General features: G+C 38.9%; 23 protein-coding genes. 9 read left to right on the top strand and 14 right to left on the bottom strand.

Annotated elements, in window-relative coordinates; genetic code table 11:
* Window positions 1-156 precede the first annotated feature (156 nt).
* Window positions 157-606, bottom strand: coding sequence for a hypothetical protein (locus tag QL998_RS11940; protein ID WP_290192758.1), 450 nt, complete (start codon window positions 604-606; stop codon window positions 157-159).
* Window positions 607-891: 285 nt separating this feature from the next.
* On the opposite strand from QL998_RS11940, the gene QL998_RS11935 reads away from it, so the two are divergent.
* Window positions 892-1,623 (top strand): MauE/DoxX family redox-associated membrane protein, encoded by a 732-nt coding sequence (locus tag QL998_RS11935; protein WP_290192757.1) that lies wholly within the window; start codon window positions 892-894, stop codon window positions 1,621-1,623.
* Between the two features lie 106 nt (window positions 1,624-1,729).
* Window positions 1,730-2,074 carry a TonB family protein gene (locus tag QL998_RS11930; RefSeq protein WP_029771693.1) on the top strand — a complete coding sequence of 115 codons (345 nt, stop codon included), beginning with the start codon at window positions 1,730-1,732 and terminating at the stop codon, window positions 2,072-2,074.
* Window positions 2,075-2,141: 67 nt separating this feature from the next.
* Here QL998_RS11930 and QL998_RS11925 read toward each other — a convergent pair whose 3' ends face one another.
* The 6 genes from QL998_RS11925 to QL998_RS11900 all read right to left on the bottom strand — a co-directional run bounded on the left by QL998_RS11925 (window position 2,142) and on the right by QL998_RS11900 (window position 6,521).
* Window positions 2,142-2,420 carry a peptidylprolyl isomerase gene (locus tag QL998_RS11925; RefSeq protein WP_002959014.1) on the bottom strand — a complete coding sequence of 93 codons (279 nt, stop codon included), beginning with the start codon at window positions 2,418-2,420 and terminating at the stop codon, window positions 2,142-2,144.
* A gap of 103 nt (window positions 2,421-2,523) precedes the next feature.
* Window positions 2,524-2,946, bottom strand: a complete 423-nt coding sequence (locus QL998_RS11920) for a DCC1-like thiol-disulfide oxidoreductase family protein (protein ID WP_182692720.1) — start codon at window positions 2,944-2,946, stop codon at window positions 2,524-2,526.
* 27 nt (window positions 2,947-2,973) lie between these two features.
* Entirely contained in the window at window positions 2,974-3,501 is a 528-nt protein-coding gene (locus tag QL998_RS11915; protein ID WP_154902919.1) for a response regulator, read from the bottom strand.
* Window positions 3,498-4,739 (bottom strand): sensor histidine kinase, encoded by a 1,242-nt coding sequence (locus QL998_RS11910; protein ID WP_182692719.1) that lies wholly within the window; start codon window positions 4,737-4,739, stop codon window positions 3,498-3,500. The genes QL998_RS11915 and QL998_RS11910 overlap by 4 nt, the downstream gene beginning before the upstream one ends.
* Window positions 4,740-4,800: 61 nt before the next feature.
* On the bottom strand, window positions 4,801-5,205 hold the full coding sequence (locus QL998_RS11905; protein ID WP_290192756.1) for a DUF4440 domain-containing protein: 405 nt from the start codon (window positions 5,203-5,205) through the stop codon (window positions 4,801-4,803).
* Between the two features lie 8 nt (window positions 5,206-5,213).
* Window positions 5,214-6,521, bottom strand: coding sequence for an amidohydrolase family protein (locus QL998_RS11900; RefSeq protein WP_290192755.1), 1,308 nt, complete (start codon window positions 6,519-6,521; stop codon window positions 5,214-5,216).
* Window positions 6,522-6,674: 153 nt separating this feature from the next.
* On the opposite strand from QL998_RS11900, the gene QL998_RS11895 reads away from it, so the two are divergent.
* Window positions 6,675-7,754, top strand: coding sequence for a ketoacyl-ACP synthase III (locus QL998_RS11895; protein WP_024600537.1), 1,080 nt, complete (start codon window positions 6,675-6,677; stop codon window positions 7,752-7,754).
* 70 nt (window positions 7,755-7,824) lie between these two features.
* On the top strand, window positions 7,825-8,211 hold the full coding sequence (locus QL998_RS11890) for a VOC family protein (RefSeq protein ID WP_024605693.1): 387 nt from the start codon (window positions 7,825-7,827) through the stop codon (window positions 8,209-8,211).
* A 38-nt stretch (window positions 8,212-8,249) separates the two neighbouring features.
* Here the strand turns inward: QL998_RS11890 and QL998_RS11885 are convergent, their stop codons facing one another.
* Entirely contained in the window at window positions 8,250-9,614 is a 1,365-nt protein-coding gene (locus QL998_RS11885) for a leucyl aminopeptidase family protein (RefSeq protein WP_290192754.1), read from the bottom strand.
* A gap of 87 nt (window positions 9,615-9,701) precedes the next feature.
* Complete coding sequence (locus QL998_RS11880) at window positions 9,702-10,124, bottom strand: hypothetical protein (RefSeq protein ID WP_007582356.1); 423 nt, start codon at window positions 10,122-10,124, stop codon at window positions 9,702-9,704.
* A gap of 105 nt (window positions 10,125-10,229) precedes the next feature.
* Between QL998_RS11880 and QL998_RS11875 the strand changes: the two genes are divergently transcribed.
* The 3 genes from QL998_RS11875 to QL998_RS11865 all read left to right on the top strand — a co-directional run bounded on the left by QL998_RS11875 (window position 10,230) and on the right by QL998_RS11865 (window position 14,981).
* Window positions 10,230-10,400: an oxidoreductase-like domain-containing protein gene (locus QL998_RS11875; RefSeq protein WP_076925739.1), complete on the top strand. Its 171-nt coding sequence runs from the start codon at window positions 10,230-10,232 to the stop codon at window positions 10,398-10,400.
* Between the two features lie 314 nt (window positions 10,401-10,714).
* Window positions 10,715-13,297, top strand: coding sequence for a TonB-dependent receptor (locus tag QL998_RS11870; protein WP_290192753.1), 2,583 nt, complete (start codon window positions 10,715-10,717; stop codon window positions 13,295-13,297).
* 250 nt (window positions 13,298-13,547) lie between these two features.
* Window positions 13,548-14,981, top strand: coding sequence for a tetratricopeptide repeat-containing sulfotransferase family protein (locus QL998_RS11865; RefSeq protein ID WP_290192752.1), 1,434 nt, complete (start codon window positions 13,548-13,550; stop codon window positions 14,979-14,981).
* Here QL998_RS11865 and QL998_RS11860 read toward each other — a convergent pair.
* A complete protein-coding gene (locus tag QL998_RS11860) occupies window positions 14,978-15,886 on the bottom strand; it encodes an alpha/beta hydrolase (RefSeq protein WP_290192751.1) in 909 nt (302 codons plus the stop codon). The genes QL998_RS11865 and QL998_RS11860 overlap by 4 nt on opposite strands.
* A gap of 128 nt (window positions 15,887-16,014) precedes the next feature.
* Here QL998_RS11860 and rlmF point away from each other — a divergent pair, with 128 nt between their 5' ends.
* Window positions 16,015-16,947 carry a 23S rRNA (adenine(1618)-N(6))-methyltransferase RlmF gene (gene rlmF, locus QL998_RS11855; RefSeq protein ID WP_290192750.1) on the top strand — a complete coding sequence of 311 codons (933 nt, stop codon included), beginning with the start codon at window positions 16,015-16,017 and terminating at the stop codon, window positions 16,945-16,947.
* Between the two features lie 40 nt (window positions 16,948-16,987).
* The gene (ltaE, locus tag QL998_RS11850; RefSeq protein WP_290192749.1) at window positions 16,988-17,992 is read left to right on the top strand and encodes a low-specificity L-threonine aldolase; all 1,005 of its coding nucleotides are present in this window, start codon (window positions 16,988-16,990) and stop codon (window positions 17,990-17,992) included.
* On the opposite strand, the gene QL998_RS11845 is transcribed toward ltaE, so the two are convergent.
* From QL998_RS11845 to QL998_RS11830, 4 genes are all read right to left on the bottom strand, one after another.
* The gene (locus tag QL998_RS11845; protein WP_007582344.1) at window positions 17,966-18,559 is read right to left on the bottom strand and encodes a thymidine kinase; all 594 of its coding nucleotides are present in this window, start codon (window positions 18,557-18,559) and stop codon (window positions 17,966-17,968) included. The genes ltaE and QL998_RS11845 overlap by 27 nt on opposite strands.
* 93 nt (window positions 18,560-18,652) lie before the next feature.
* A complete protein-coding gene (locus QL998_RS11840; protein ID WP_290192748.1) occupies window positions 18,653-19,447 on the bottom strand; it encodes an amino acid ABC transporter substrate-binding protein in 795 nt (264 codons plus the stop codon).
* Between the two features lie 72 nt (window positions 19,448-19,519).
* Complete coding sequence (locus QL998_RS11835; RefSeq protein WP_290192747.1) at window positions 19,520-19,990, bottom strand: methylated-DNA--[protein]-cysteine S-methyltransferase; 471 nt, start codon at window positions 19,988-19,990, stop codon at window positions 19,520-19,522.
* Window positions 19,990-21,342 carry an AlkA N-terminal domain-containing protein gene (locus QL998_RS11830; RefSeq protein ID WP_290192746.1) on the bottom strand — a complete coding sequence of 451 codons (1,353 nt, stop codon included), beginning with the start codon at window positions 21,340-21,342 and terminating at the stop codon, window positions 19,990-19,992. The genes QL998_RS11835 and QL998_RS11830 overlap by 1 nt, the downstream gene beginning before the upstream one ends.
* Window positions 21,343-21,381: the final 39 nt, after the last annotated feature.

Below are 21,381 nucleotides of genomic sequence, written 5' to 3'. Positions count from 1 at the left end.
TGGTCAGGTCTTTCTTTTTGACACTATTTTACTTACACGAGAATAGTGCAATTGAAAATAGTCACCAATCTCTTTCAAAGTGTCTTGTCCTGAAATCTGTTTACACATTTCAGGACAAGACAAGTTTAAAACTAAATAAGACTGCACATTTTAGCCCTATTGGTTCTCAACTGTAATATGCACATATTCGCCGCTGTAGTTGATTAAGCAATCCTTACTAGCGCAGTAATAGAGCGCCCCTGACTTGAGTATTTCCTCCTCAGTATTTTTAATTATTAACGCGCAGCGATGCGTATTTTCGAAAGTCTTAATCGATATTTCTAAAAAGCCTATGAGGGATTTATTATTTATTGTTACCTGCTCTGTTATTAAGTTTATTTTAATAACCCTAGCCAATCGAAAATATTTATAAACTATATACAAACTGGCTAAGCAGCTAAATGGCAGTATCATCTCCCCTGCTACTTTGTTAAAGCCACCTTCGTATGTTGGTAAATGAGTGAATAGACTAGTAAGCTCCCCTAACGCTAAAACGAGCCCTGATAATATAGCGATAGCTCCTATCCCTACACCTTTAGATTTTATTAACGTGACTGTATTTTTCATAATAATAGGTAGTTGATATTGCTTATGGTTAATTTCTAATATAGGAACATATCTACTATTTGTTCCTTTGCCACAATTAACATTACACGAATAGATTTTTACACTGGCATTATAAGTGCATTATTAGCAAAGAAAATTATTACATGCTCTGTGAGATAATTTTGTGCGAATGATAGGTAAAAATTACATTTATTTAGACCCTTTTTTCAAAGCGACCAACAATGTTGAAACCTACATTTGTACTGTCTGCACAAATAAATTAACTATTTAAAGTAAGGAGTACACATGGCTAAGTCAGCAACATTATATAGAATGGCAACCGATGAACATATATGTCCGTTTGGACTCAAATCAAAAGATTTACTTAAGCGAAAGGGCTATAAGGTAGAAGATAAGCCGCTGACTTCGCGCGAAGAAACCGATGCATTTCAACAAAAGCACAATGTTGATACCACACCACAAACATTTATCGATAACGAACGCATTGGCGGGTATGACGACCTGCGCACTTACTTTAATAAATCGGAGCCTGGCCAACAAGGTACTACTTATACTCCCGTAACGGCCATTTTTGCTGTTACCTTATTGCTTGCCTTTGCATTTAGCTACTCGACTGGCTTTGCACTTTTTTCTATGCATACAGTTATGCTGTTTGTCGCGTTAACAATGGGCGTACTGGCTATTCAAAAATTACGCGACTTATACAGCTTTAGTAATTCTTTTATAACCTATGATTTATTTGCGATGAAAGTAGTGAGATATGCTTATGTGTATCCATTTTTAGAAGCATTTGTAAGTATTGGCATGATTGCAGGGCTTTCAGCTTATATTGTTGCACCAATTTCTTTATTTATTGGGGGTGTTGGCGCCGTGTCGGTGATTAAGGCTGTTTACATAGACAAACGAGAGCTTAAATGTGCCTGTGTTGGCGGAGATAGTAATGTACCGCTGGGGTTTGTCTCTCTAACCGAAAACCTGTTTATGATTGCGGCGGGTATCTGGATGTTTATTAAATAACCTTAATTCAGGTTAAATAATGGGCTTGATAACTAAGCGGATTATTTTACATGACTGGTCTTTTAGTGTAAAAAAGGGTACTAACTAAATAATAAAAGGAATTATAATGAAATACTTACTGTCTATAATTGCCGCTCTAATCATTACTGGCTGTACTACAACTCCACTTCAAGACAGTCCTACCGCAACAGTAAAATCAACAGTTCCCCCTAAATACCCTGTTGCAGAGGTACGTAACAAAACAGAAGGTTTTGTTACCATGTCTTATGATGTAGATAGTTATGGGCGCCCAAATAATATTAAAGTTATTAACGCTAAACCTGAACAAGTGTTTAATAGCGAAGCCAAACGTGCCCTATCTAAATGGCAATACTCACCTAAAGTTGTTAATGGTGTTGCTGTACCTGATAAAAACTTAGAAATGACAATTGAGTTTAATTTGGATAATTAATAATCGGGTAAGATTATATCTTAAAGGCTGCAGTGTGCAGCCTTTTTAGTATTTGTCAGCGAGCTTATTAAGTACGATAAAGCACTTTAATTACATGCCAGCCAAATTTGGTTTTAACTAAATGTGGCTCTAAAATTGCGCCTTTAAATGCAATTTTGTCAAACTGTGGAACCATTTGTCCGCGTCTAAATTCACCTAAGTCACCGCCTTTTTTACCCGATGGGCATGACGAATACTTTTTAGCTAAGGTTTGAAACTTTGCACCTTTACCTAATTGCTTAATAATATCTTCTGCAATTTCTTTGTGCTTAACCAAAATGTGAAGTGCATGTGCTGTGTTTGCCATGAAAAAAAGCCTTTTACACCGTTAGCTAAAATTAAACGCGGCGATTTTAGCACAACCTCATAAACCTATCATCTACTTATACTGCAGTGTATTAACGCCTAATTTATAAATAATGTTTAGCATCCTCTGGGTTGGGTACTCTGCAATACTGATATTTTCCAAATAACGAATACCTATTTAAAGCAACCCTATCGTATAACCAATTATTAAACCTATTTGGCAAAATACTAAATACGTTTGCTAGTTTGTATGGGTAACCTAGCTGCTTAACAACATTAAAAAAAGCATGGCTTTGTGTAAATGCTTTACCATTTTCAACAAGCACCATTGAAGCGTATTCACTGGTTGAAAAACCAAAGTGTGTTAACAACAGTTCTCCTTTTGGAGATTGCACGCTGCATAATTTAAAAATAGTAGTTTTATCGTGAGCAATAATAAAGTTACACCACGCGCTGCAAAGCTTACATTGCGCATCAAATAAAATAATTTTTTGGTTTTGCATTAATATAGCTGCATCATCGCTCATAACACTTTCCTTAAATTAAGTAATAAATTACTGCTGCACCGGCTTTTTTTGTAACTTGCGCTGCAAAGTACGTCTATGCATATTAAGTTGCCGCGCGGTAACCGACACATTGCCATTATTACTGTGTAATACTTGTTGAATATGTTCCCACTCTAAGCGCTCCGGCGACATAACCGCATCATCAATAACATTCGATGCCGATGACACAGGATCGGTGTTAAGCGCTTTTAATAATGTTGCCATATCAACCGGCTTAGTAAGGTAATCGTTTGCGCCTAAACGCATTGCCTCTACTGCGGTTGCTATACTTGCAAACCCGGTTAGTAAAACAATATGAGCTTGGGGGAGCAAACTACGCAGCGGCTTTATGAGTGTAAGTCCGTTATCGTCGCCTAGTTTCATGTCTAATAAAACAAAGTCGGGCAATAATTTACGCGCAGCAAGTAACGCATCACTTTGGTTATGCGCCACCTCGCAGGCAAAGCTTTGTTTAGTTAAGCGCCTTGCCAGTGTGCTGGCTAAATTAATGTCGTCTTCAATTATAAGTAACTTCATGAGGCGTTATTCTCAATGTTTACAATAGCGAGTTTAACTTTGGCGACAGCGCCGCCATCTGCATGGTTAAACAAGGTAAGTGAGCCATTTAAACGCTCAAAAGTAACATTTGATAAAAGCACAGCAAGCCCCATTCCTTGATCGCTTGGCATAAGTTGACCACCCAGCTCTGCTAATTGCGATGATGAAAAGCCACGGCCAAAATCACGAATTAACAAATAAACGCATTCGCTATGTAAGTTATCTTGCTGCCAACTCAGCTCTAATTGAGTTTTACCTTGTTTTTGATTAGCAAGCGCGGCGTTTTGCAATAAATTTAAAATAGCAGGCAATAACATCGCATCACTCAATAGCGTTGCCGCAATAGGTGGCGTAATCCATTTAATGTACTGATCAGGGTATTGCAGTAAAAGCGTATCTGTAATTTGCGTTTGCAGTTGCTTTACGGTGGTATGCTCTTGTGAATTTTTAAGGCGTAATTGCTCTGAGAGTTTTCTAAAGTCGTTAAGCTGCGTACTACACTGAGTAAGCGGCGCTTGCATGTGCTTAACAATTGGGTTGTTTGGTTGCTCTTCTAATAACTCTTCAAACAGTAACTGTAAGTTTGCAATTGGGGTCGCTAGTTGATGGGTGATTTGTGCAGCAGCCCCATCAAGGGTAACTAGCTGTTCATTACGCAATTGTTTTTCACGCACGTTTGCAATAATTCGCTCTCGCTCTTTAAGTGCCCTGCTCATTGCGCCAATAACAAGTGCAATTACGCTGGCACTTAAAACAAAATTAACCCACATGCCAATAAAATGACCACTCATATTCATTTGATGCATACTGTGATCGGGCATCTTTATAAGTAGCAAACTGTATGCGGCAATGGCTAATACCGCAATATAAGCTAATCCTTTTTCTCGCAGCGTAACAGCAGCTATCATTATCGGGAGCAATAACAGCGAAACAAATGCATTAGTTGCACCGCCGCTTAGCGATAGTAAAACCGTTAAAAATAATACGTCTGCAGTTAGCTGCATCAACATACCCAAAGGTTTAGCACGGCTTACATTTCGATAAGCAAATAGGCTAATAAGCTGAAACACAGCCTCAACGGCAATAACAATAAGTAAAGGCAGTAATGCAATTTGATGTTCTAGTAAAAAATAAACGCTAAGTACCGCAATTAATTGCACGGCAATAGCGCCGCTTCGCAGCATTAATAATCGACTAATGGTGGGGTCGGTACGCATTAACAACAGGTTATTGCCCAATCAAATGTTTAATAAGGTTATTTTAACGGTTATATGATTTTTAATCATCATCCATCGAAATTGAAAACGGTGCACAAGGCGTTCCTTGGTGAAACACCATTTTCCATTGTTCATTACTTTTACGCCAAAGCGACATACGCAATGAATAATTAAACTCAGCGCGAGCAGAGCGCCTAAAAGCAGCTTGGTAACTAAGTTGCACTACATCATCGCTCAGCATTCGGCCCTTAAAATGCTGATTATAAAACTGTGGCACAACCTCGGTAGGTAAGCGGGTAAGTACTTGGTATTTATTAAATGTAGTGCCATTGGCAGCAATTTCGATAAATTCATCATCGAGTAAAGCATCTAATGTGCACTCAGATTGGCGAACTTCTGGGTCTAGTAACTGACGCTCAGCGTCAATTAAATGATTAAACAACGACACTTTTATTTTGCTGCTCATAACCTTCCCTATTGTTTATAAACTTGCCCAGCTTTCATAACAAATTGCACGTTTTTAAGTACGTCGATATTTTTAAGCGGTGAGCCATCCACACTGATAATATCTGCTTGTTTACCAACACTCAAGTCGCCAATGAGTGCGCTTTTTCCCAGCAGTTTAGCTGCATGTATGGTTGCTGATTTAATAGCTTGGGCTTTGCTCATACCATTGTTTACCATTAAACTAAATTCGTTAGCATTGAGCCCATGACGCGACACACCTGAGTCTGTTCCAAAGGCTATATTAACCTTGTTTTGCAGTGCAAGTTTAAACGAAGCCTGCATTTTTGGAGTCACTTCACGCACTTTGTCGGCTATTGCCGGTGGCATATTTGGATTTGTAAGCACCTCTTCGCTTACCGTTGCACCCGCTAAAAGCGTCGGTACTAAATAAGCCCCCGTTTTTTTAAATAACTTTATTGTCTCTTTATCTAAGTAAGAGCCATGCTCAATAGAATCCACACCGGCTTTTAAGGCCGCTTTTATACCTTGTGTACCGTGTGCGTGCGCTGTAACTTTACGTCCTAAGTGGTGAGCCGTATCAACAATTGCAATCAGCTCTGCATCTGTAAGTTGTTGGTTAACCCCAGCAGCGGTATTACTTAATACCCCACCCGTGGCAGTAATTTTAATTACTTCAGCACCACTTTTAATTACCTCGCGTACCGCACGGCTACAATCATCCGCGCCATTACAAATACCAATTCCGCCTGTAACCGCATCTGTAATATCTTTTCGATAACCGTGCATATCTGCGTGCCCACCAGTAGGCGATATTGTATTACCCGCTGCAAAAATGCGAGGGCCGTTAATATCATTTCTCTCGATAGCGCGTTTTAGCGGAAATATAACTTTATGATCGCTACCTAAATCTCGCACTGATGTAAAACCCGCATCGAGCGTACGTTGCAAATATTTAATTGAGCGCAAAGCATAGTCGGCATCATATTCTGTTGCCCAGCGGTGAGGGTTTGCTTTAGCATCTCGCTCAAACGTAACGTGAACATGCATATCAATAAAACCAGGCATTACAAATTGATTTTTAAGATTGATAATATCAGCATCAGATAGGTTAAGTTCTGCTTTTGTGAGGTAGCCGTCTTTAATGGCTGTTATTGTATTATCTGTTATGACTAACGTTTGCTCTGTTTTTACTTTTTGATCCTCGGATGCAAGTAAGCTGCCCGCATAAATAATTTTATGCTGTTGAGCAAAAGCCCCATTTGCAATTAATGCCAGCGCTATTGAAGTGAATGTTGTTATTAGTATTTTTTTCATACTTGCTCCTTTTTTATACTAGCATTACCTTAAATAACCCGTAATTGCGAATATTTACGATACAAAGCATGCTATAAACTAGTCTTGAAAGCCGTTTTTTGGTATAACTCACCCATTAGAAATACATGTCAGACCACCTTAAGAGAACATACTATGCCTTACGCACATATCACTGGTTGGGGTAAATGCATTCCACCAGCAAGCATTAGCAACGATGAAATTAGTGAAATAGTTGATACCACCGACGAGTGGATAACCACGCGTACAGGCATTAAATCTCGCCGAGTGAGCCATGTAAGTACCGCCGAGCTGGCAACCGTTGCTGCTAAGCATGCTATTGCGTGCGCGGGCGTTGATCCTAAAGATATTGATTTAGTGATATTAGCCACTTGTACGCCTTCTACTGTTGTGGCAAATACCGCCTCACAAGTGCAAAAAAATATTGGTGCAACTGGCGCTGCCGCAATGGATACAAACGCGGCATGTTCGGGCTTTTTATATGCATTGCAAGCTGCTACAGCACAAATTCAAGCGGGTATGATCAAAAAAGCAGTGGTCATTGCCGCTGAGCGTATGACCTGGTACGTAAACTGGGCACGCCGTGACAGCGCTGTATTATTTGGCGATGGTGCAGGTGCGGTCGTACTTGAAGCAGCAGATACACCAGCGGGTCTACTTGGTACTAAAACCGGTTGTGACAGTGAAGACCGCGATATTTTACACATCACTAACTTTGGTAGTGATTTAAATAAATATGAGCCAATTGGTCCATCTGATTTATTATTTGAAGGTCGTGAAATTTTCAAACGTGCTGTAAAAGGCATGAGTGAAGCGTGCGACGACGTACTTAAACAAGCCGATTTGAGCCTTGATGACATTAATGTACTCGTTCCACACCAAGCTAACTTACGTATTATTCAGGCTATTCAGCATCGCTTAAAAGTACCTGACGAAAAAGTAATGGTTAACATTGGTGAGTATGGTAATACCTCTGCTGCGACTATTGCTATTGCGTTATGTGAAGCGGTTGAGCAAGGGTTAATTAAACCGCATTCAAATATTATGTCTGCTGCATTTGGTGCAGGTCTTACGTGGGCTGCAAGTTACATAAAATGGGGCGAACGTGTAACGCCTATTAGTGTAAGTGATGCCGCTTTACCACCATGTGATAAAACTGGTTTAGAGCTTGTAGCACCGGCTGTTAAAGCATGTAAAGAAGCGCAGCCTAGCTAACACAACATGTAATAAGCCACATTTAAAACGCACTTATTTAAGTGCGTTTTTGCTTTTTAAGGAATTAAACTTGAAACTTTTAGGTATTCATCACGCTGCGATTATTTGTAGTGACTATGTACGTTCTAAACACTTTTATAGCAATGTACTTAAACTTGACGTTATTAATGAGCACTTTAGAGCTGATCGTAATTCATATAAGTTAGATTTAGCCATGCCCGATGGTAGCCAAATAGAGCTATTTTCGTTTGATGGATCGCCCGCAAGACCAAGCTATCCCGAAGCACAAGGCTTAAGACATTTAGCTTTTAAGGTAGCGGATGTACAGATTGCAAAAACGTATTTAGAGTCGTGCGATGTAAACGTTGAGGATATTAGAGTGGATGAAATAACCGGCAAAAAGTTTACCTTTTTTGCCGATCCAGATAACTTGCCACTTGAGCTTTATGAGGTTTAAAACTCATAAGCTCAAGTTCTTACTATTGAATCAAAAACTTACTTATTAAAACGATTTTGTAAGTAGTTAAACACTGCACGAATACCTAATGCTTCACCACCCGTTGGACGACCTGGTAATGCACGTAAGTTCCACGCCATTACATCAAAGTGTACCCACGGTGTTGTTGGCTCAACAAATTCTTTTAAGTAAAGCGCTGCAGTAATAGCACCACCAAACGGTGTACTTGCACAGTTTGCCATATCGGCTACATCACTTTTTAGTAAGTTTTTGTATTGCTCAAACAACGGAAGTTGCCAAACAGGATCATGTACACTTAAACCTGCATCAATAATACCGTTTGCTACATCGCGCTCTGTTGAGAAAAAGCCCGGAAGCTCCGTGCCCAGTGCAACACGACATGCACCCGTGAGGGTAGCAAAATCAATAATTAGCTCAGGATTATCGTTTTGTGCTTCGCTTAATGCATCACACAATACTAAGCGCCCTTCTGCGTCTGTATTATCAATTTCAACCATAATGCCTTTGCGTGTTTTAACAACATCGCCCGGGCGAAATGCATTGCGCGATACTGCATTTTCAACAGCAGGTACAAGCACTCGTAATCTAATTGGTAAGTTAGCTGCCATAATAAGCTGTGCTAGTGCAATTACGTGCGCCGCGCCGCCCATGTCTTTTTTCATGTTACGCATGCCAGAGCTTGGTTTTAAATCAAGTCCGCCTGAGTCAAAACATACGCCCTTACCTACTAGCGTAATTAATGGAGCATCTGTTGCACCCCATTTTAAATCGAGTAAACGCGGTTTGTTTTCGCTTGCACGACCCACCATGTGAATAGTCGGGTAGTTTTGCTCTAGTAACTCATCGCCAATCCATTGTGAAAACTCGCCATTGTAAGTTGCAGCTAAATCTTCCATTACTTGCGATAAATGTTGCGGCATCATATCTACCGCTGGAGTATTAACTAAATCACGTGCAAGTGTAATGGCATCAGCTTGTTGGCTAATACGCTCAAACAACGCTTTATCGCTAATGGCTAATTGCGCTTTTGCTGTTGGTTTTTCTTTATACTCACTAAATTCGTAACCACCAAGCACAAACCCTAAAGCAACTTGCTCTACAAAAGCGTTCTCGCCTTGAATTTGATAAGTACCAGTAGGAAGTGTATTTGCTAAATTACCCGCAGCCCAAAAGTCATCGCTACTTTGCATTAAACAAAATACCTGGCTTAACTCGCCAGTTTTAGCATCAGGGATTAAAGCAACACCTTGCTTTTCAAAACCTGTATTAGTTAACCAATTTTGTATAAATGCAGGCTGCTGTGCTTGCCAGTCAGATAATTCGTTTTTAAGAATAAAAGATAAAGGAATACCAGAAGATGTATGACGTAGTAATGCACTCATTAAAAAGCTCATATAATATAAAAATGGTACTTAAGAGCATATCAATAAGCGCACCTAAAAGGTATCGCTAATTTGAAGGGATTTTAGCTACTTTTTTAAGCTATTTTTGGATTCTTGCTTTTGATTTTCTTGATCTATTTTAGCATCAAGTTCTTTAATTGATTTGTTCATATTAAACGAACTTGGCAGTACATCAACTCCCACTAAACTCCCTAATTTAACAACTAAAGGAATTGTAAGCGGGGCAAAAGGTAATACTGCAAACACACCAAGCCCTAACCCTTTTAAAATATCAACAAATTGCTCATTTGCGCGCTTTAACTCCTCTTTACTTGTTTGGCCTTGAGTATAGCGCCTATAAATAGAGAGCATTTCCTTGGTTTCTTGTTTTTCTTGGGCAAGTGCGATTTTAAGCGCCACCATAGCACGACGAAAACGCAGCTGTTGGCGTTTCTTACTAATTTTAACTACCCGCCAAGGCGCACGGTGAATAACTTTATATAATCGCATACCTTTTATTTTCACACAGCGGCGCAGGTTCACAAAGAATAATTTACTTGCTACGGCCTTTCACTTACTCTTATTGCACCAAATTAGTATTAAATACATACAATAATGCAAAATTTATCAAGTCAAATACCGCAAAAGCCTGAAAAACCAAAATCTGATGAATGCTGTGGCGGCGGTAGTTGCTGCCCCTGCGTGTGGGATGAATATAAAGAAAAATTAGTGGCTTGGCGCTGCATACAAAACATTAAAAAACACAAGGAAGAAACAAATAAATAACATTTCAATATTTCCAACGCATTAAAATTCCTCTTAACAACCCTATTTGCACTTATTTAGTTCATTTCCACTTCACTTTGCACCACTGTTGCATTTTTTATTAAATTGAATCTTTTTGTTATCAAACGGTTAATTAATAATTGCTCTCCTCGTTTTTTACCTATAGTCTGTAGATAGGACTTCACAAAAAGTAAGCTTAATTGATTAGGCTTTTGAGGTAAGACCTCAAACTTATGTGAAAAAAATTAAGTAAAAAATAAATGATGTGAAATTAGCATCAAAAATAAGAATTATTCTAACTGGGGAAAATTAGAATGAAATTAAAAAATAATGCGCTAAACCAAGCAATTAAATTTGCTTTAGCTACAACCACTGCAGGGTTGTTTTTTTCAGGTACTGCTGTTGCAGCAGACGAGCAACAACAAACTAAAGTAAACAAAAACGTAGAGAAAATTGCCGTAGTAGGTACGCGTTCAGCTCCACGTTCAATCGGTGATTCACCGGTGCCAATCGATATCATTGGTGGCGAAGAGCTTGAAAAGTCGGGCAACACTGACATGCTTGAACTTTTAAAAGGTGCCGTGCCATCTTTTAACGTACATCAAAACCCTATTAGCGATGCAGCCTCTCTTGTTCGCCCAGCTAACTTACGTGGTTTACCATCAGACAGCACATTAGTTCTTTTAAACGGCAAACGTCGTCATCGTGCTTCTGTAATTGCGTTTTTAGGCGGTGGTATTAACGATGGCGCGCAAGGTGCAGATATTTCAGTTATTCCAAGCATTGCTATTAAACAAGTAGAAGTACTTCGTGATGGCGCAGCCGCACAGTATGGTTCTGATGCAATTGCAGGTGTAATGAACTTCCAGTTAAAAGACGCTTCAGAAGGCGGTAAATTAGAAATTCGCCATGGTCAATTTTATGAAGGCGATGGGGATACAACACAAGTGTCGGGTAACGTGGGTTTACCGTTTACCGACAATGGCTTTGCTAATTTAAGTTTTCAATACAAAACAGCAGATGCAACAAGCCGCTCAGTTCAGCGTGCCGATGCTGCAGCTCTTTTAGCTGCCGGTGTTCCTGATGTATCTTCGCTCGCACAAGTATGGGGCGCACCTGAAGTTGATGACGATATTACAGTTTTTGGTAACGTGGGTTTAGAGCTCACTAACGATTCTGAATTTTACATGTTTGGTAACTACTCTGAACGTGATGTACGTGGTGGCTTTTACTACCGTAACCCACAAACGCGTTCTGGTGTTTATTCAAATGATGGTGGCGAAACTCTGCTTGTTGCAGATTTAACACCTGATATGAGCGCTAACTGTCCTACTATTGCAATAACAGATGGCAACGTACTAGATGATCCAGCTTACATAAATGGTGTAGCGAACAACCCAGATTGTTTTGCATTTAACGAATCGCTTCCAGGTGGTTTTACACCTAACTTTGGCGGCAACATTACTGATACTTCTTTAACTATTGGTACTAAAGGGCGATTCACTGGTGGTTTCTTAAAAGATACTTACTATGACTTAAGCGGTACTGTGGGTTTAAATGAATCACGTTACTTCATTTACAACACGGTTAATGCTTCTTTAGGCGCAGATACACCGCGTGATTTCAGCCCAGGTAAATATGAGCAACTAGAGAAAAACTTTAACTTTGATTTATCAAAGGGTGTCGACTTTGGTTTAGCTTATGATGTAAATATTGCCGGTGGTTTTGAATGGCACGAAGAAACATTCACTATCGTCTCTGGTGATGAAGAATCTTACACTGCAGGCCCTTTAACAGCACAAGGTTTTGGTATTGGCTCTAACGGCTTTCCTGGTTTTAAACCATCACAAGCAGGTGAATTTTCTCGCCGTAACTATGCAGCATATGTTGATGTTGAAGCACCGTTTACTGAAGACTTCTTAATGGGCGTAGCACTTCGATTTGAAGACTACGACAGCTTTGGCACTACCACTAACTACAAAGTAATGGCTCAATACCATTTAACTGAAGATTTAAATATTCGTGGCTCTGTAAGCAGTGGTTTCCGTGCACCAACGGTTGGTCAAGCTAACGTAAGTAATGTACAAACAAGTTTAGATGGCGGTGTATTACAAGATTCAGCGCTTCTTCCACCAACAAACCCAATTGCAGTGCAATTAGGTGGTACAGAGCTTGAGCCGGAAGAATCACAAAGTTATACGCTTGGTGCTGTATACACAATTGGCGAATTATTTTTAACGCTTGATTACTACAACATCCAAGTAGATGACCGTATTAGCCAATCAGATAAAATCAACTTAAGCCAAGCAGACAAAGATACCCTTGCAGCAGCAGGAGTACCTAATGTACAAGGTCTTGCTCAGGTAAGCTTTTTTACAAACGACTTTGACACAACAACACAAGGTATCGATTTAGTTGCAAACTATACAGCTGAATTAATGGGCGGTAGCTCTACATTTAGCCTTGCATATAACTGGAATGATACTGAAGTAACTAAATTTAGTGAAATTACAGGTGCGTTTAAAGTTAAGCGTTTAGAAGAAGATTTACCTAATCATCGTGCAACGTTCACATTGTCTCAACAATGGGAATCAGTTTCTGCATTTGCTCGTGCAAACTACTACGGCGAATACCAAGGTGTTCACGTTGATTATGATGCAACAGCTAAAACAGCAGATGCTGCAGTCACTATTGATGCTGAAGTAACTTACTTCTTAAATGAATCAGTTAGCTTCTCAGTAGGTGCTCAAAACTTATTCGACCAAGATGCTGAAAAACTTGATTTTGCAGATGCAACGGGCATCCCTAATAACAACTGGGGTGGTCAGTTCTACGAAACATCTCCGTTTGGTATTAACGGTGGCTTTTACTACGCTAAAGCAACATATACTTTTTAAACTATTTTCATGAAGAACCAAAGGCGAAATGTTAAAGACATTTCGCCTTTTTAATTTTATAGTTAATAAAAATAATAATGAACAATACCAATTGCATTGAATAAGTGTTCTATTATAGCGCTCAGAAAATAGCGTAATAACAAGGCGAAAACTATGATATATAGTTGCTCTATATGAATAATTTTTAACGCAGTGAGTACGCTATTTAATGCGATAGAATGATTATTTTTTTAATAAAATTGGTATAACTATGCTACTTGAAAAAGCCAACCAACTACTGCAACAAAATAAACTCAAAGAAGCTGAGTTTCATTTTAAAACGCTATTAAATAGTAACCCTGAAAATGGTGAGGCTTTATTTGGCATAGGCAGAATTGCCTTACGACTAGAACGTTACGACGCTGCTGTATACCTACTCCAAAAAGCCTGTGAGCGCTTGCCTCATATGCTTGAACCATTACATGCCCTTGCTGATGCATTTAACGGTGTTCATTCGCCAAACGATGCACTAACGGTGCTTGAATACGCAAAAAAATTAGCAAGTCATAACCCAGAGCCTCATTATTACTTAGCACAGCACTATTTAACACATGGCGAGTTAGATAAAGCTCATACAACCTTTGCTCATGCACTCAGTATTGGGGTATACCCTGTAACAGCTTATATTTTATTTGAACTTGTGCAGTTAGGCCGCTTTGATAATGAGCATAATTATGTAAGTAATTTGCACCACTTATTAACTCAAACGAGTAATTTACGTTTAAAAATGGTGTGTTACTACGCATTAGCAAACAGTTACGATGCACTTGAGGATACCGAGCAAGCATTTAATTATTTTATATTGGCGAATAAATTACAAAAAAAATTAAGTGAATTTAACACTAAAGATTTAACCCCTTTTTACGATGAAATAATAAAATACAACACCGAGGAGTTTATAGCCTCTGCCGATAAAAAGTTTACGGGTAATATTACGCCTGTTTTTATTATTGGCATGCCTCGTAGTGGTTCTACCCTTGTGGAGCAAATGTTGGCAAGCCATAGTCAGTTTTCGAGCCTAGGAGAGAGCACGAGTATTAGTAATAACGCAGTTGCTTTTATCGAACAAAAAACGGGAGTGACTTACCCGCAATGTTTAGCACATTTAACGCCGGATTTAATCAAAAAAGTCCGCGAGCTGTATATCACAACATTAAAAACAGCATCGCCCATCAGACCTTTTATAATAAATAAACTGCCGAGTAATTATCAGTCGCTCGGACTTATATATATTCTATTCCCAAATGCTAAATTTATAAATTTAAGTCGTGATTTTAATGCCACCGCATTTTCTATCTTCACTAATTACTTTGCTGAAAACGAGCCTTACTTTTGCTCACTACCTGAGTTTAAGCTTTATCATAAGTTGTATGAAAAATTGATGAGCCATTGGCACTCTTTTAAAGAGATGCCAATTTATGATGTCAGTTACGAAGATTTAGTGAGTAACCCAAAAGAGCAGCTAACGCAGTTACTTGGTTTTTTAAACTGTAGTTTTGAAGAGCGCTGCTTAGCATTTTATAAACAAAAAACACCGGTAACGACCTTGAGTAAACATGCTATTCGCCAACCTATTAATAACGCCGCAATCGCTAAGTGGGAGCGTTACAAAACACCTCTTTTAAAGTTACTTGATGAGAATTAATTAATCGGATGTGCTTTAAACCAATTAAGTAAATCTTTAAATTGATCATCACGCGCACTTGGGTGGGTAAGCATATTAATATGGTCGTAATCAAAATTATGCCCGTGTTTACGACCGTAAATTTGCATTTGCTGAATACCTAGCCCTGATTCGTCCATAAATTTTTGAATATCGATTGGTTGCGCTAATGCTTTATCTTTTACCGCAGCAATATGAAGCGTTGGCGGTAAATGCAGGTTGTTTAGCGCTTTTGCATAATCAAAATTATCATCAGAATCTATCCATGGCTTCTTTTTAGCCCACTGCATACTTTGATAATGCGACTTTTGAGTTTCGTTATCGCTGCCCCACTTATAACCTTTAGCATTTAAATAGCCATGTTTTTTAGCAAGTAAAGGCGCCATAAAATACCAAATTAAATTGGCTTGTAATAATTTTTGAGGGTGATTATTAAATAAAGAACGCTTAGAGCCAAAATACACACATGCTTTAACATCGTTAATATATTCTGGAAAACGTGCAAACGCGCTGTTCATCAATACCCCGCCCCAAGAGTGAGCAACCCAGTAGTCTGGCTTTTTGCCTTCAATCAACTCTATTTGCTTAATAAAAGCTGGAATATCTTCTAAAATGGCCTCCGTTTGCCCGTACTTAGCGTCACTTGAAATAACCGGTTTACTATCACCTCGGCCACGTAAATCGGCCACATAACATCTATATCCATGCTCAGCCAAAAAAGGGGCAAGTCCTTTATTTGAATGGGTATAAAAAATTTTACCGTTTTCTACAGCTCCATGCATAAAAAATACGACAGGCCCTTGCTGATTTTCATCGCTAATACGGCGTAAATGAAGTGTTTGTTGATCAGCTAAGTTAATAATTATTGATTGCTGAGAAATCGCCACAGTTATTCCTTTTTATTATTTTCAACTCATCCTACCAGCAATATTAAATATACCAAAGGAAATGTCTGCACTTTACTCATCAGCATTTGTTACAATCACTACATCATATCTGTTGTTAAAATGAAGCCATGAAAGAAAATAAAGCACGTTCAAAATTACACCCTCGTAACCTACATAAAAATGGGTACGACTTCGATTTATTAACAACAGAGCACCCTGCTCTACTGCCCTTTGTTATAACAACACCTGCAGGTACTAAAAGCATTGATTTTAGTGATAACAAAGCCGTTAAAACACTAAATCAAGCTCTTTTAAAAGCACATTATAATATTGATTTTTGGGATATTCCCGAGCACAACTTATGTCCACCTATACCTGGGCGTGTTGACTACATTCATTACTTAGCCGACTTATTAAGTGATGATAATCAACAACAAATACCTTTAGGTAAGCAAATTAAAGTACTTGATATTGGTACTGGCGCTAATTTAGTTTACCCGCTTACTGGTACAAGTGAATATAAGTGGCATTTTACAGGGACTGATATTGATGCAGCTTCAGTAAAAATAGCAAAGCAAATTGCTCAGTTTAATGGTTTAAAAATAACCCTAAAACAACAAAAAAACGCATCACATATCTTTAAAGGCGTTATAAATCAAAAAGATTTATTCCATTTAACACTTTGTAATCCTCCGTTTCATGCCAGTGAAGAAGAAGCGACTAAAGGTAGTGAACGTAAATGGAAAAACTTAGGCAAAACACCAAGTAACGCGCTTAACTTTGGTGGCCATAATAATGAATTATGGTGTGAAGGCGGTGAAGTACAGTTTATCTCTAACATGATTAAAGAAAGCGAAGACTTTGCAGAGCAAGTACTGTGGTTTACGTCGTTAGTATCCAAAAAAGATAATATTGCAGCCCTTGAAAAAGTATTAAAAGCCCACCCGATAGCACAATATAAAATAGTTGATATGGCACAAGGTCAAAAAATTAGCCGCTTTATTGCATGGAGCTACTTTGAGAAAGACACTCGTGAGCAAATTTGTAGCGAGCTTGATTAATACCAATTTTATTAAAAACAATAAAAAGGATAAGGCAATCATGATAGATTTTCGCTCTGATACAGTTACAAAACCAACAAAAGAAATGCGCGATATTATGTGCAGCGCACCGGTTGGTGATGATGTATATGGTGATGATGAAAGCGTTAACCAACTAGAAGCTTATGCGTGTAAGCGTTTTAACTTTGAAGCCGCACTTTATTGTAGCTCAGGTACACAAGCCAACTTACTTGCAATAATGGCGCATTGTGAGCGAGGTGACGAATACATTTGTGGCCAAAATGCGCATAACTATAAGTTTGAGGGCGGCGGTGCAGCTGTTTTAGGGTCTGTGCAACCACAGCCTATCGAAAACGATGCTGATGGCAGTATACCTTTTAGTAAAATATCGGCGGCTATAAAACCAGACGATTGCCATTTTGCAAAAACGCGATTGCTTAGTTTAGAAAATACCATTGGCGGAAAGGTGCTGCCTCTTGAGTACTTAGCCCAAGCTCGTGACTTTGTTAACACACATAATTTAGCGCTGCACTTAGACGGCGCACGTGCATTTAATGCCGCAGTTGAGCTAAATGTTGATATCACTGAAATTACAAAACACTTTGATTCAGTTTCTATTTGTTTATCTAAAGGCTTGGGAGCGCCCGTAGGCTCTTTATTATTAGGCTCACCAGCACTTATTAATAAAGCAAGACGATGGAGAAAAGTACTTGGTGGCGGTTTGCGTCAAGCCGGAATGCTTGCAGCCGCTGGGCAGTTTGCACTTGAGCACAATGTAGAGCGCTTAAAAGACGATCATGCAAATGCACGTTATTTGGCTCAACAATTAAGTGAAATCAGTGGCTTTACTGTCGATATGAGTAACACCACTAATATGGTTTACGCAACATACACTAACAGTATAAACATTGAAGAGGTTGCTGAGACACTTAAACAACAAGGTATATTATTTAGCCCAAGCAAGCAGCTTAGGCTAGTAACGCATTTAGATATTACGCGCGAAGATATTGATACATTTTTAAATGCTTTGTCGGCCCATATTTAACGCGGCTTTATAATGTTTGCGGCATACCGAAACATATCGGTCATTGCCGCCAATTTCTACTTGGTTACCATCGGCAATTGCTTCACCATTTTCATCGGTACGAAGTACATGGTTAGCTTTACGCCCGCAGTGGCATACAGTTTTAAGCTCAACTAACTTATCAGCCCACGCAAGTAAGTATTGCGACCCTATAAATAGCTCGCCTCTAAAGTCATTACGCAGGCCATAACACAATACCGGTATACCAAGTTCATCAACCACATCGGTTAATTGCATTACTTGTTCTTTTGATAAAAATTGACACTCGTCAACTAATACACAATGGCGTTTTTTATCATTGTTGAGTGATTGAATAAGATCAAAAACATCTTTGCTAGCATCAAATACATGCGCATCAGCTTGCAAGCCAATACGAGACGATACTTTACCCACGCCTTGTCTATCATCAATGGCCGCAGTAAGGATGACAGGTTCCATGCCACGTTCTTTATAGTTAAATGCAGATTGTAATAACGTGGTTGATTTACCTGCGTTCATTGCAGAGTAGTAAAAGTATAATTGAGCCATTGCGGTGCCATTTTATAAAAAGTCCGCTTATGCTACCTTAATATTAAATTAATACCAATTTACAAACGCGAATTTTATTTTGTCAGGGCCTGTTTATTTAAGTGTTTGTAAGTATTTAATATACACAGGTGCACTTTCAAATTTTGATAACCACTGCCACATTTGTAAGCTTAGAGCATTTTTTTCTTCGTAGAATTTTTTTGAAAAAACAAGATAACCATGGCTGGTTTCGTAAGGGGGATAAATAGGTTTAACATTATTACCCTCATACGGATAACTCGACACTTTTAAGCTATCTACTTGGCATAGATCAACGCTCGCTTGCACTACCCCCTTATCTAGCAACTCAAAAGCTTTGCTTTTAGAAAACGTATTATGAATAAAAAATGGTTCTTCTTTTAACGCGCTATTTAGCCCATAACCATTAGGAATAGCTATCGTAAATGCTTTATTTTGAAATACTTCACGAGTCTCCCATTCCTTATGAAATTTATAACGCCCTATAAGGCAGCTGCCAAATTCACTTACTGCGTAGTCATCTTGTAACTTACCTTGCTCATCAACAGGGTAAACAGCAACGTTTTCTCGCCCTTTGCGGTAACTTGCAATAACAGCATTAACTCGATTAAATTCTAAATCGTTTAAGCATCTACGCCATGGCTTTCTAACAAATGATATTGCTACATTGGGCAATGCTAAATCAAGTTTTTGAAGTATTTCGATTGATGCACCAGGTTTATCTGTTGGTATATTTTGGCCATCACCTAAAAACATAGGAGCTATATTTTTGTCTTCGTAACAAAACACGAGACTTTGCGGCTTGCTAAACGCAGTAGCGGTAAACATTAAACTGGCAATAAAAAAGTACACTAAGCTATTAATACGCATAATAATTTTTATTAGTTGATTATTTAAATTATAGGTTGAGTTAAGCAGACTGGCTATATTTTATCAATTAATTTACATTAATCCTTCGTGTTTCAGCAACCAAAGTTTCCTATCAAGCCCACCAGCATAGCCCGTTAACTTTGCATTTGCGCCAATAATTCGGTGGCAAGGCACTATAATACTAATCGGATTTTTACCATTCGCAGCACCTACTGCCCTCACTGCTTTTGGATTATTGAGTTGGTTTGCAATATAGCCGTATGTTTGCGACTTTCCAAAAGGTACCGTTAATAATGCTTGCCATACACTGTGCTGAAATACCGTACCGCTTGTATCAAGTGGTACATCAAAAGTAGTGCGACTTTTTGCAAAATACTCTTTTAACTGCGCAGCGCAAATAAGCACCGCCTTGTTAGTGACTTGCTCAAATGGCGTATAAGGGTGTTCAACTGGTGGATAAAACCCAACATAACTCACGCCTTTTTCGGTCGCTTGAATAATTATGTCGTCTATTGGGCTCGAAATTGATGTTTGAATTATCATTATAATTGCTGCCAAAGTTGAAAAGTTAAGTAAGATCGAAAAGGAGCGCAATTAGCAGGCTCAAACGGGTTTGCCGCTGCTTGTGCTTTTTTAACACCTAAATCACCATCAAGTAATATATCGGGTTGGCTTTGTCCTCGCAGCTTTGCATAATTTACTGTCCAAGGGCCAATTCCTTTTAAGCTAAGCCATTCATCTAAATCGTCATTTTCAGGATTTAGTGCACAAAAATGGGCTAAATTGTGCAATGCATTTTTGCGTGCTTGTGGCATTTTAAAAAATGCAAAATCACTATCATCAACAATTTTAGCTGTGGGGAAGTAAACAGCATCACCCTCTTTTTCGCCTAATTCATCAACTAACTTTGTTACTAAATTATGCGCCGCAGTAACACTGACTTGTTGTCCAAGTACTGCCCTTATCCCTGCTTCAAAACTTGACCAAATCCCCGGAAGCCTGAGCCCTTCACACACTGTAAATGCATTATTTATATTAGCGCTTAAATGCATTTGAATTAAATTAATATCAGCGTCTAAATCAAGCACACGGCGTATATTATTTATAACAGTTTGTAAGTACAACGTATTATCTATATTGATAGACACACTAAAGTGGTTTTTACTCGCTATAAATTCAGCGGTAAAACTTCCTTTATATTGCTCACTTGCAAAAGTACGTCCGTAGCTCGTTTGCGTTATCCACTCCATTGGCTTTATCAAACGCCTTTGCAAAAAGCCCTGCAAAGCAGGCCAATTATAAGGCGGCCTAAATGGTAACGTTAATGTGAGTGTTGGCGTTGGTTTTTTATCGCTACTACGTAGCTTCGAGGGAGCTATATTTAACTGCTGTAAAAATGCATCATTAAAGCGCCTAATGCTTTTAAAGCCTGCGGAAAACGCTATTTCGGTAAGGGGTAAATGTGTTTCTTGAATCAGCTTTTTAGCAAAGTGACATTGGTTAAACAATCGATATTGCGTAATCGACACGCCAAAATACTGCTTAAACAACTGTCTTAAATAACGACTACTTACACCTAAACGAGCTGCTAAATTTTCGCAGTCGTGCTCATCATTTTGATCTATTAACTGTTTTGCTCTAAGTACAGTCGTTTTTGTACCCTGCCATGCTGCGCTGCCAGGGGCACTATCAGGCCTGCAACGAATGCAGGGTCTAAAACCGTCTTGCGCCGCGTTATGGGCAAACTGATAATAAACAACGTTTTTTTCGTGAGCCGTTGGTGCAGGGCAAATAGGTCTGCAATAAATACCGGTACTTTTTACCGCTACGTAAAAAAGCCCGTCAAAACGAGGATCGCGGCTCTGACGTGCTTTTTGCCAATGTGAAGTGTCCATAAGCGGCTCTGTAAAATTATCTAATAGAGCCTAGCTTAT

The organism is Pseudoalteromonas sp. APC 3691, from assembly GCF_030408135.1.
GTDB lineage: Bacteria > Pseudomonadota > Gammaproteobacteria > Enterobacterales > Alteromonadaceae > Pseudoalteromonas.
This window is presented reverse-complemented; position numbering and strand designations above follow the sequence as displayed.

What these genes read in the sequence shown, in the direction of transcription:
- QL998_RS11940 (WP_290192758.1), bottom strand. Translation starts at nt 606, where the DNA reads ATGAAAAATACAGTCACGTTAATAAAATCTAAAGGTGTAGGGATAGGA.
- QL998_RS11935 (WP_290192757.1), top strand. Translation starts at nt 892, where the DNA reads ATGGCTAAGTCAGCAACATTATATAGAATGGCAACCGATGAACATATA.
- QL998_RS11930 (WP_029771693.1), top strand. Translation starts at nt 1,730, where the DNA reads ATGAAATACTTACTGTCTATAATTGCCGCTCTAATCATTACTGGCTGT.
- QL998_RS11925 (WP_002959014.1), bottom strand. Translation starts at nt 2,420, where the DNA reads ATGGCAAACACAGCACATGCACTTCACATTTTGGTTAAGCACAAAGAA.
- QL998_RS11920 (WP_182692720.1), bottom strand. Translation starts at nt 2,946, where the DNA reads ATGAGCGATGATGCAGCTATATTAATGCAAAACCAAAAAATTATTTTA.
- QL998_RS11915 (WP_154902919.1), bottom strand. Translation starts at nt 3,501, where the DNA reads ATGAAGTTACTTATAATTGAAGACGACATTAATTTAGCCAGCACACTG.
- QL998_RS11910 (WP_182692719.1), bottom strand. Translation starts at nt 4,739, where the DNA reads ATGCGTACCGACCCCACCATTAGTCGATTATTAATGCTGCGAAGCGGC.
- QL998_RS11905 (WP_290192756.1), bottom strand. Translation starts at nt 5,205, where the DNA reads ATGAGCAGCAAAATAAAAGTGTCGTTGTTTAATCATTTAATTGACGCT.
- QL998_RS11900 (WP_290192755.1), bottom strand. Translation starts at nt 6,521, where the DNA reads ATGAAAAAAATACTAATAACAACATTCACTTCAATAGCGCTGGCATTA.
- QL998_RS11895 (WP_024600537.1), top strand. Translation starts at nt 6,675, where the DNA reads ATGCCTTACGCACATATCACTGGTTGGGGTAAATGCATTCCACCAGCA.
- QL998_RS11885 (WP_290192754.1), bottom strand. Translation starts at nt 9,614, where the DNA reads ATGAGTGCATTACTACGTCATACATCTTCTGGTATTCCTTTATCTTTT.
- QL998_RS11880 (WP_007582356.1), bottom strand. Translation starts at nt 10,124, where the DNA reads ATGCGATTATATAAAGTTATTCACCGTGCGCCTTGGCGGGTAGTTAAA.
- QL998_RS11875 (WP_076925739.1), top strand. Translation starts at nt 10,230, where the DNA reads ATGCAAAATTTATCAAGTCAAATACCGCAAAAGCCTGAAAAACCAAAA.
- QL998_RS11870 (WP_290192753.1), top strand. Translation starts at nt 10,715, where the DNA reads ATGAAATTAAAAAATAATGCGCTAAACCAAGCAATTAAATTTGCTTTA.
- QL998_RS11865 (WP_290192752.1), top strand. Translation starts at nt 13,548, where the DNA reads ATGCTACTTGAAAAAGCCAACCAACTACTGCAACAAAATAAACTCAAA.
- rlmF (WP_290192750.1), top strand. Translation starts at nt 16,015, where the DNA reads ATGAAAGAAAATAAAGCACGTTCAAAATTACACCCTCGTAACCTACAT.
- ltaE (WP_290192749.1), top strand. Translation starts at nt 16,988, where the DNA reads ATGATAGATTTTCGCTCTGATACAGTTACAAAACCAACAAAAGAAATG.
- QL998_RS11845 (WP_007582344.1), bottom strand. Translation starts at nt 18,559, where the DNA reads ATGGCTCAATTATACTTTTACTACTCTGCAATGAACGCAGGTAAATCA.
- QL998_RS11840 (WP_290192748.1), bottom strand. Translation starts at nt 19,447, where the DNA reads ATGCGTATTAATAGCTTAGTGTACTTTTTTATTGCCAGTTTAATGTTT.
- QL998_RS11835 (WP_290192747.1), bottom strand. Translation starts at nt 19,990, where the DNA reads ATGATAATTCAAACATCAATTTCGAGCCCAATAGACGACATAATTATT.
- QL998_RS11830 (WP_290192746.1), bottom strand. Translation starts at nt 21,342, where the DNA reads ATGGACACTTCACATTGGCAAAAAGCACGTCAGAGCCGCGATCCTCGT.